The following is a 6,725-nucleotide window of genomic DNA, read 5'->3' on the forward strand; positions in this document are numbered from 1 at the left end:
CTTAAGGCTCGACAGGTAGGCGTTGAGGTAGAGGCGGTCGGAAACCAGCCGGCCGTAGGTCTCCAGGCTCAGGCCTCGGGCGAACTCGGCGAGCCCAGGCAGGCCGAGCGACGGTTTAAGTCGCGGCGCGTAGGGCGGAATGGCCAGCACCGTGTGCGAAAGCGACAGCTTCGCCACCAGCAGGAACGGGAAGGCGAAGAAGGCCAACAGCCACAGATAGGGCGCGATCCCCGCCAGCCACGCGCGCTTCATGAGGGCAAGGCCACGGCGGCGTCCGGCGGATAGCTGACCCAGGCCTTGTCTCCCACAGCGAACGCCAGTGGCGGGCCCTGGTTGGCGCGACTGACGAGCAGCGGACGGCCTTGGGCGCGGCGCACCACGTAGCGGGTGCGATCGCCGAGATAGGCGATCTCGGTCACCTCGCCGGCCAGGGCGTCGGGCGCCGCCGTCGGCGAAATGGTCATCCGTTCGGGCCTTACCAGGCGGAAGCCCGCGCCGTCAGGGAACAGGTTAGCTTCGCCGAGGAACTCGGCCACATAGCGGCTGGCCGGCCGCTCATAGACCTCGCGTGGCGCGCCGATCTGGGCGATCTGCCCCTCGCGCATCACCGCGATCCGGTCGGCGACCACCATGGCCTCGTCCTGGTCGTGGGTGACGATCATGAAGGTCATGCCGAGCTGGCGCTGGATGGCCTTCAGCTCCAGCTGGGTCTCCTCGCGCAGCCGGCGGTCGAGCGCGGCCAGCGGTTCGTCAAGCAACAGGATCCTCGGTTGCACCGCCAGAGCGCGGGCCAACGCCACCCGCTGCTTCTGGCCGCCGGAAAGCTGGCTGGGCTTGCGCCGGTTCAGGCCCTCCAGCCGCACCAGGCGCAGCATCTCCTCGACCCGGGCGGCGGCGCGCGCCTTGTCCCAGCCCTGCTGCTTCAGTCCGAAGCCCACGTTCTGCTCGACGTTGAGGTGCGGGAACAGCGCATAGGTCTGGAACATCATGCTCGACGGTCGCCGATGCGGCGGCAGGCCTGCGATATCCTGACCGCTTAGCCGGATGCGTCCGGCGTCGGGCGCCTCGAACCCCGCCAGCATCCGCATCAGCGTGGTCTTGCCGCAGCCGGAGGGGCCGAGAAGGGCGAAGAACTCGCCCTCGGCGATGTCGAGGCTGACGCCGTCCACGGCCGCGATCTCGCCGAACCGCTTGGCGACGCCCTCGAAGCTGACCAGCGGCGTTACGGTCATTGGCCGGTCAGCACCTTGGTCCATTGACGGTTCACCTCGCGCAACAGCGCCTGGTCCTTGGTGGTGGTGACGAATAGCCGCCCGGCCAGGGCCGGCGGCGGATAGGCGGCCGGATCGGCCCGGATTGCGGGGTCGACCAGCTTGGTCGCCGCGGCGTTGGCGTTGGCGTATTTCGTGTAGTTCGAAGCCTGGGCGATCACGTCGGGCCGCAGCATGAAATTCAGGAAGCGATAGGCCGCTGCCGGGTTCGGCGCATCGACGGGCAGGGTGAAAAGGTCGAACCAGACCTGGCTGCCCTCCTTGGGCAGGACATAGGCCAGCTTGACGCCGTTCTTGGCCTCCAGGGCGCGGCTTTTAGCCTGCAGCACATCGCCGGAATAGCCGACGGCCACGCAGATATCGCCGTTGGCGAGCGCATCGATGTAGGCCGAGGAGTGGAACTTCCTCACGTAGGGCCGGACCTTCAGGAGCATGTCCGTGGCCGCCGCATAGTCCTTCGGATCCTTCGAGTTGGGATCCTTGCCCAGGTAGTTCAGCGCGACGGCGTACATGTCCTCCGAGGCGTCGAGGAAATAGACCCCGCAGTCCTGAAGCTTGGCCAGCACCTTGGGGTCGAACACCACCGACCAGCTTTCCACCGGCGCGCCGCCCAGGCGCTTGGCCACCGCGTCGGTGTTGTAGGCGATGCCGATCGTGCCCTGCATGTAGGGCAGGGCGTACTTCGCGCCGGGATCGAAGGCGGCCATGCGCGACATCACCGCCGGGTCGAGGTTCTCCAGCCCCTTCAACCTGGTCTTGTCCAGCGGCTGGATCGCCTGGGCGGCGATGTAGCGGGGGATGTTGTGGTTGGAGGGGACGACAAGGTCGTAGCCCGTGCCGCCTTGCAGCACCTTGGTCTCCAGGACCTCATTGGAATCGAAGGTGTCGTAACGGACCTTGATACCGGTCTCGGCGGTGAACTCTTTCAGGAGCGCCGGGTCGATGTAGTCCGACCAGTTGTAGATATTGAGCGTCCCGCCGCTCTTCGACGAAGGGCCGCAGGCGTTTAGGCCCAGGGCCAGGCCCAGCGCCAGGGCAACCGCGGCGAACCTTATCCATTTCCGCAACGGGTGCTCTCCTTCGCTGGCGCGAGGTTTAAGGGCGCGCGATCATCGCCTCAACGCCAAAGCTTCCGGAGCCCCCATGACGCCCTTGTGGACCGCGATCGCGCCGATCCTGTTGCTGGTCGCGTCAAACGTCTTCATGACCTTCGCGTGGTATGGCCAGCTGAAGGTCGAGCACCGGGCCATGTGGCTGATCGTGCTGATCAGTTGGGGCATCGCGTTCTTCGAGTATTGCCTGGCGGTGCCGGCAAATCGCATCGGCCGCGCGACCTACGATCCGGCCGAGCTGAAAGCGATGCAGGAGGTCATCACCCTCTGCGTCTTCGCGGTGTTCTCGGTCACCTGGCTGAAGGAGCCCGTCACCCTCAACCACGCCCTGGGGTTCGCATTCATCGCGCTCGGCGCCTTCTTCGTCTTCAAGGGGCCGTTTCACTGATTTCGTCGCGCGGGCTTTGGCGAACCGGAATGCGCAGCCTATAAGCCGCGCCTTCTCCTCATTTCGAGAGCCGTCATGTCCCGCATCCTGATCACGTCCGCGCTGCCCTACATCAATGGGATCAAGCATCTGGGGACGCTGGCGGGCTCCATGCTTCCGGCCGACGTCTACGCCCGCTTCCAGCGCAGCCGCGGCCGCGAGACGCTCTACATCTGCGCCACCGACGAGCACGGCACGCCCACCGAACTCGCGGCGGCGGAAAAGGGCCAGGACCCGGCGAGCTTCTGCGCCGAGCAGCATCAGATCCAGCACGACCTCGGCCGCCGGTTCGGCCTCTCGTGGGATCACTTCGGCCGCTCGTCCTCGCCACAGAACCACCGGCTGACCCAGCGCTTCGCCCAGGAACTCTGGGAGGCCGGCTTCATCGAGGAGCGGGTGACCCAGCAGGTCTATTCCAACGCCGACAAGCGCTTCCTGCCGGACCGCTACGTGATCGGCACCTGTCCGCATTGCGGCTACGAGAGCGCCCGCGGCGACCAGTGCGAGAACTGCACCCGTGTGCTGGACCCGGCCGACCTGCTGCATCCGCGCTCGGCGGTCTCCGGCTCGACGGACATCGAGATCCGCGGGTCGAAGCATCTGTTCCTGCGCCAGAGCCTGTTCGCCGGGAAGCTGCGCGCCTGGATCGAGGCCAAGCGCGACCGCTGGCCGCTGCTGGTCACCTCCATCGCGCTCAAGTGGCTGGATGAGGGGCTGCAGGACCGGGGCATCACCCGCGACCTGGAATGGGGCGTTCCGGTCAACGCCTTCGAATGGGGCCCGAACCCCGACGGCGTGACGCCCGACATCGAGGGCCTGGCAGGCAAGGTGTTCTACGTCTGGTTCGACGCCCCCATCGAATACATCGCCGCCACCTGGGAATGGGCCGACGCCCGCGCCGCCGAGGCGGGTCGGGGTGCGGCCGAGGACGCGGAGTGGGAGCGCTGGTGGCGCGAGCCGGCGGCGGCGGACGTCACCTATGTGGAGTTCATGGGCAAGGACAACGTGCCCTTCCACACGGTGGGCTTTCCCTGCACCCTGTTCGGGGTCAACGAGCGGCTGAACCCCGACGGGACCTTCACGCCGGTCGAGAACGCGCCCTGGAAGCTGGTCGACCAGCTCAAGGGCTTCAACTGGCTCGATTACTACGGGGGCAAGTTCTCCACCTCGCAGAAGCGCGGCGTCTTCATGGACCATGCGCTGGAGCTGCTGCCCGCCGACTACTGGCGCTGGTGGATCACGGCCAACACGCCGGAGACCTCCGACGCCACCTTCGGCTGGGAGCAGTTCCAGGCCCAGGTGAACGCTGACCTGGCCGACGTGCTGGGCAACTTCGTCAACCGCATCCTCAAGTTCACCGAGAGCCGTTTTGAGGGCGCCGTTCCGGCCGGTGGCGCCGATGGCCCGCTGGAGACGAAGCTGCACGCCGATGTGCTCGCCAAGCTGCGCGAGCTCACCGACCACCTGGAGAACCGCGAGTTCCGCAAGGCGTCCACGGCGCTGCGCCAGCTCTGGGTGCTAGGCAACGGCTACCTGACCGAGGCCGCGCCCTGGACGGCGCTCAAGACCGACCCCGAACGCGCCGCCGTGGCGGTGCGCACCGGCCTGAACCTGGTGGCCCTTTTCGCGCGGGTCTCGGAGCCCTTCATTCCGTTCAGCGCTGAGACGATCGCGTTGTCGGTTGGCGAGGGCTTTCCGGGCCACTGGCCGGACCTGACGGGCGAGGGTTTGCTCACGGCCCTGCCGCCGGGTCGCCCGGTGAAGGCGCCGGAAGTCTTGTTCCGAAAGGTCGAGGACACCCAGGTGGCCGAATGGCGCGAACGCTTCGGCGGGCCGGAGGCCGCTTAGCCGACAACCGGGCGGGCCGGCGAAGGCCAGCACTGACGGGGCTTAGTGTTTCTTCAGTTCGCTTGGCTTGATGTCCAGCGCGCCGCCCGGCATGGCGGCGTTGTAGGCCCCGGTGTGGCCGGTATCGATCGCCACGCGCCGCGTGCCCTCCCAGATCATATGCAGGGCGACGTAGATCACCATGGCCAGGCCCAGGTAGCCGATCCATCGCGCTCGGTGCAGGAGCTTGGCGATCCAGCTGGCCGCGATGCCGGTGAGGGTGATCGAGAGCAGCAGGCCCATGGCCAGCACCACCGGGTGCTGCTGCGCAGCGCCTGCGACCGCCAGCACGTTGTCCAGCGACATCGCCAGGTCCGCCAGCAGGATCTGCAGCAGGGCGCGGCGGAGCGACTTGGGCCGCGGCTTGGCCTTGGGCGTGGCCCCGATCGCTTCGCCGGTGGCGTCGCCAAGCGCGTCTTCGCCCTCGGCCTCCTGCTCGCGCCCCTGGCGGCGCAGGTCGCGCCACATCCGCCAGCAGACCCAGAGCAGCAGGAATCCTCCCGCCAGCAGCAGGCCAACCATCTGCAGCAGCCGCGTGGTGATCAGCGCAAAGCTGATCAGCATCACCACCGCGCCGCCCAGGCCCAGGATGATCGCCCTGCGCCGCTGACGTTTCGGCAGGCCGGCGGCGGCGATTCCCACCGCCACGGCGTTGTCCCCGGCCAGCGCCAGGTCGATCAGCACCACCTGGAGGAAGGCGGTGAGCGCGCCGGCGTTGAATGAAAATTCGAACGGCAGGCTCAACGCGGGCGCGAGGCCTCATAGAGCGCCACAGCGCAGGCCGCCGAGACATTCAGGCTCTCGAAGCCGCCCGGCATGGGGATGCGGGCCAACTCATCGCAATGGTCGGCCACCAGCCGGCGCAGGCCTTCGCCCTCCGAGCCCATGACCAGCACGGTCGGCGACCCGTCCAGAATCTCGCCGAGCGCCCGCTCGGCCTCGCCCGCGAGGCCTACGGCCCGCCAGCCGGCCGTGGTCAGTTCGTCCAGCGCCCGGGAGAGGTTGACCACCCGGGCCACGCGCACCTTGTCGACGGCGCCCGCTGCGGCCTTGGCCAGAGCGCCGGTGAAGCGCGGCGCATTGCGGTCCTGCAGCACCATGCCGACGGCGCCGAAAGCTGCGGCCGAGCGCAGCATGGCGCCGACGTTCTGCGGATCGGTGACCTGGTCGAGCATCAAAAGGATCGCGCCGGGCCGGGCCTCGAAATCGGAAAGGTCTGCATCTTCCAACGTCGCGCCGCGAACCGCCACCCCTTGGTGGACCGAACCCTGCGGCAGGCGCTGGGCGATCTGCTGGTTGTCGGCCTGTTGGACGGTCGGCAGGCGGCCGAATCTCGCCTCGATCTGCTTGATCCGCTCCGGGGTCGCCAGGATCAGTTCAGCCGGACCGCGCAAAGGGTTCGACAAGGCGGCCTCCACCGCGTGCCAGCCCCAGATCCAGTCGTCGGCCACCGCTTCCGGCCGCCTCGAAAAGTGTCCCTGCGGCCGCTTGTTGCGGCCTCTCCGGGCGTCGTTGCGTTCGGGTTGATGGGCCACTATAAGACGCGCTCCAAATTGGGGCCCCGGACGGGTTACCGCCTTTGGGACCATGCGTTGGGCCGCTCTTAGGCCCCGCGCATCCCTTGGCGGAAGCCTTTTGTTCGTTGTTCCGACCATGGCTCCGAGCGCGCTGGGGGAATGTCCCGAGTGGCAAAGGGGGGGGACTGTAAATCCCCTGGCGTACGCCTTCGTAGGTTCGAGTCCTACTTCCCCCACCACGCCTCGGAGCGATTGAGGAGTAGCCGGCGTCCCGCCGAGATTTCACTGCGGGTGTAGCACAATGGTAGTGCAGCAGCCTTCCAAGCTGAATACGCGGGTTCGATTCCCGCCACCCGCTCCACGTTCCACCTGAAACAACGCCCGTAGGATCCCATGGCCAAGGAAAAATTCGAACGCAACAAGCCGCACTGCAACATCGGCACGATTGGTCACGTTGACCATGGCAAGACGACGCTGACGGCGGCGATCACCTTTACGCTGGCGAAGACGG

The 6,725-nt window shown here is 67.4% G+C and carries 7 protein-coding genes, 2 tRNA genes and 1 pseudogene; 5 read left to right on the forward strand and 5 right to left on the reverse strand.

What is annotated here, in order from left to right; all coding sequences use genetic code 11:
* The 3 genes and pseudogenes from E8A12_RS14610 to E8A12_RS14620 form a co-directional block, all read right to left on the reverse strand.
* A pseudogene (locus E8A12_RS14610) lies at positions 1-252 on the reverse strand (putrescine ABC transporter permease PotH); the annotation flags it as partial.
* A complete protein-coding gene (locus E8A12_RS14615; protein WP_293370039.1) occupies positions 249-1,232 on the reverse strand; it encodes an ABC transporter ATP-binding protein in 984 nt (327 codons plus the stop codon). The gene E8A12_RS14615 and the pseudogene E8A12_RS14610, both read right to left, overlap by 4 nt.
* Positions 1,229-2,338, reverse strand: a complete 1,110-nt coding sequence (locus tag E8A12_RS14620) for a polyamine ABC transporter substrate-binding protein (protein WP_293370041.1) — start codon at positions 2,336-2,338, stop codon at positions 1,229-1,231. Before E8A12_RS14620 ends, E8A12_RS14615 begins: the two co-directional genes overlap by 4 nt.
* A 76-nt stretch (positions 2,339-2,414) precedes the next feature.
* Between E8A12_RS14620 and E8A12_RS14625 the strand changes: the two genes are divergently transcribed.
* Together E8A12_RS14625 and metG are read left to right on the forward strand one after the other, a co-directional pair.
* A complete protein-coding gene (locus E8A12_RS14625) occupies positions 2,415-2,771 on the forward strand; it encodes a DMT family protein (protein WP_293370044.1) in 357 nt (118 codons plus the stop codon).
* 75 nt (positions 2,772-2,846) lie between these two features.
* A complete protein-coding gene (gene metG / locus E8A12_RS14630) occupies positions 2,847-4,658 on the forward strand; it encodes a methionine--tRNA ligase (protein ID WP_293370047.1) in 1,812 nt (603 codons plus the stop codon).
* A gap of 42 nt (positions 4,659-4,700) precedes the next feature.
* On the opposite strand, the gene E8A12_RS14635 is transcribed toward metG, so the two are convergent.
* Both E8A12_RS14635 and rlmB read right to left on the reverse strand, forming a co-directional pair.
* Complete coding sequence (locus E8A12_RS14635) at positions 4,701-5,441, reverse strand: YjbE family putative metal transport protein (protein ID WP_293370050.1); 741 nt, start codon at positions 5,439-5,441, stop codon at positions 4,701-4,703.
* The gene (gene rlmB, locus E8A12_RS14640; RefSeq protein WP_363212206.1) at positions 5,438-6,148 is read right to left on the reverse strand and encodes a 23S rRNA (guanosine(2251)-2'-O)-methyltransferase RlmB; all 711 of its coding nucleotides are present in this window, start codon (positions 6,146-6,148) and stop codon (positions 5,438-5,440) included. Before rlmB ends, E8A12_RS14635 begins: the two co-directional genes overlap by 4 nt.
* A gap of 219 nt (positions 6,149-6,367) precedes the next feature.
* On the opposite strand from rlmB, the gene E8A12_RS14645 reads away from it, so the two are divergent.
* The 3 genes from E8A12_RS14645 to E8A12_RS14655 form a co-directional block, all read left to right on the forward strand.
* Positions 6,368-6,453: transfer RNA gene (locus E8A12_RS14645), tRNA-Tyr, on the forward strand.
* A 48-nt stretch (positions 6,454-6,501) separates the two neighbouring features.
* Positions 6,502-6,575: transfer RNA gene (locus E8A12_RS14650), tRNA-Gly, on the forward strand.
* A 32-nt stretch (positions 6,576-6,607) separates the two neighbouring features.
* A partial coding sequence (locus E8A12_RS14655) for a GTP-binding protein (RefSeq protein WP_293370054.1) occupies positions 6,608-6,725 on the forward strand: 118 nt, incomplete at its 3' end.

Source organism: Phenylobacterium sp. (assembly GCF_004799395.1).
Taxonomy (GTDB): Bacteria; Pseudomonadota; Alphaproteobacteria; order Caulobacterales; family Caulobacteraceae; genus Phenylobacterium.

What these genes read in the sequence shown, in the direction of transcription:
- E8A12_RS14615 (WP_293370039.1), bottom strand. Translation starts at nt 1,232, where the DNA reads ATGACCGTAACGCCGCTGGTCAGCTTCGAGGGCGTCGCCAAGCGGTTC.
- E8A12_RS14625 (WP_293370044.1), top strand. Translation starts at nt 2,415, where the DNA reads ATGACGCCCTTGTGGACCGCGATCGCGCCGATCCTGTTGCTGGTCGCG.
- metG (WP_293370047.1), top strand. Translation starts at nt 2,847, where the DNA reads ATGTCCCGCATCCTGATCACGTCCGCGCTGCCCTACATCAATGGGATC.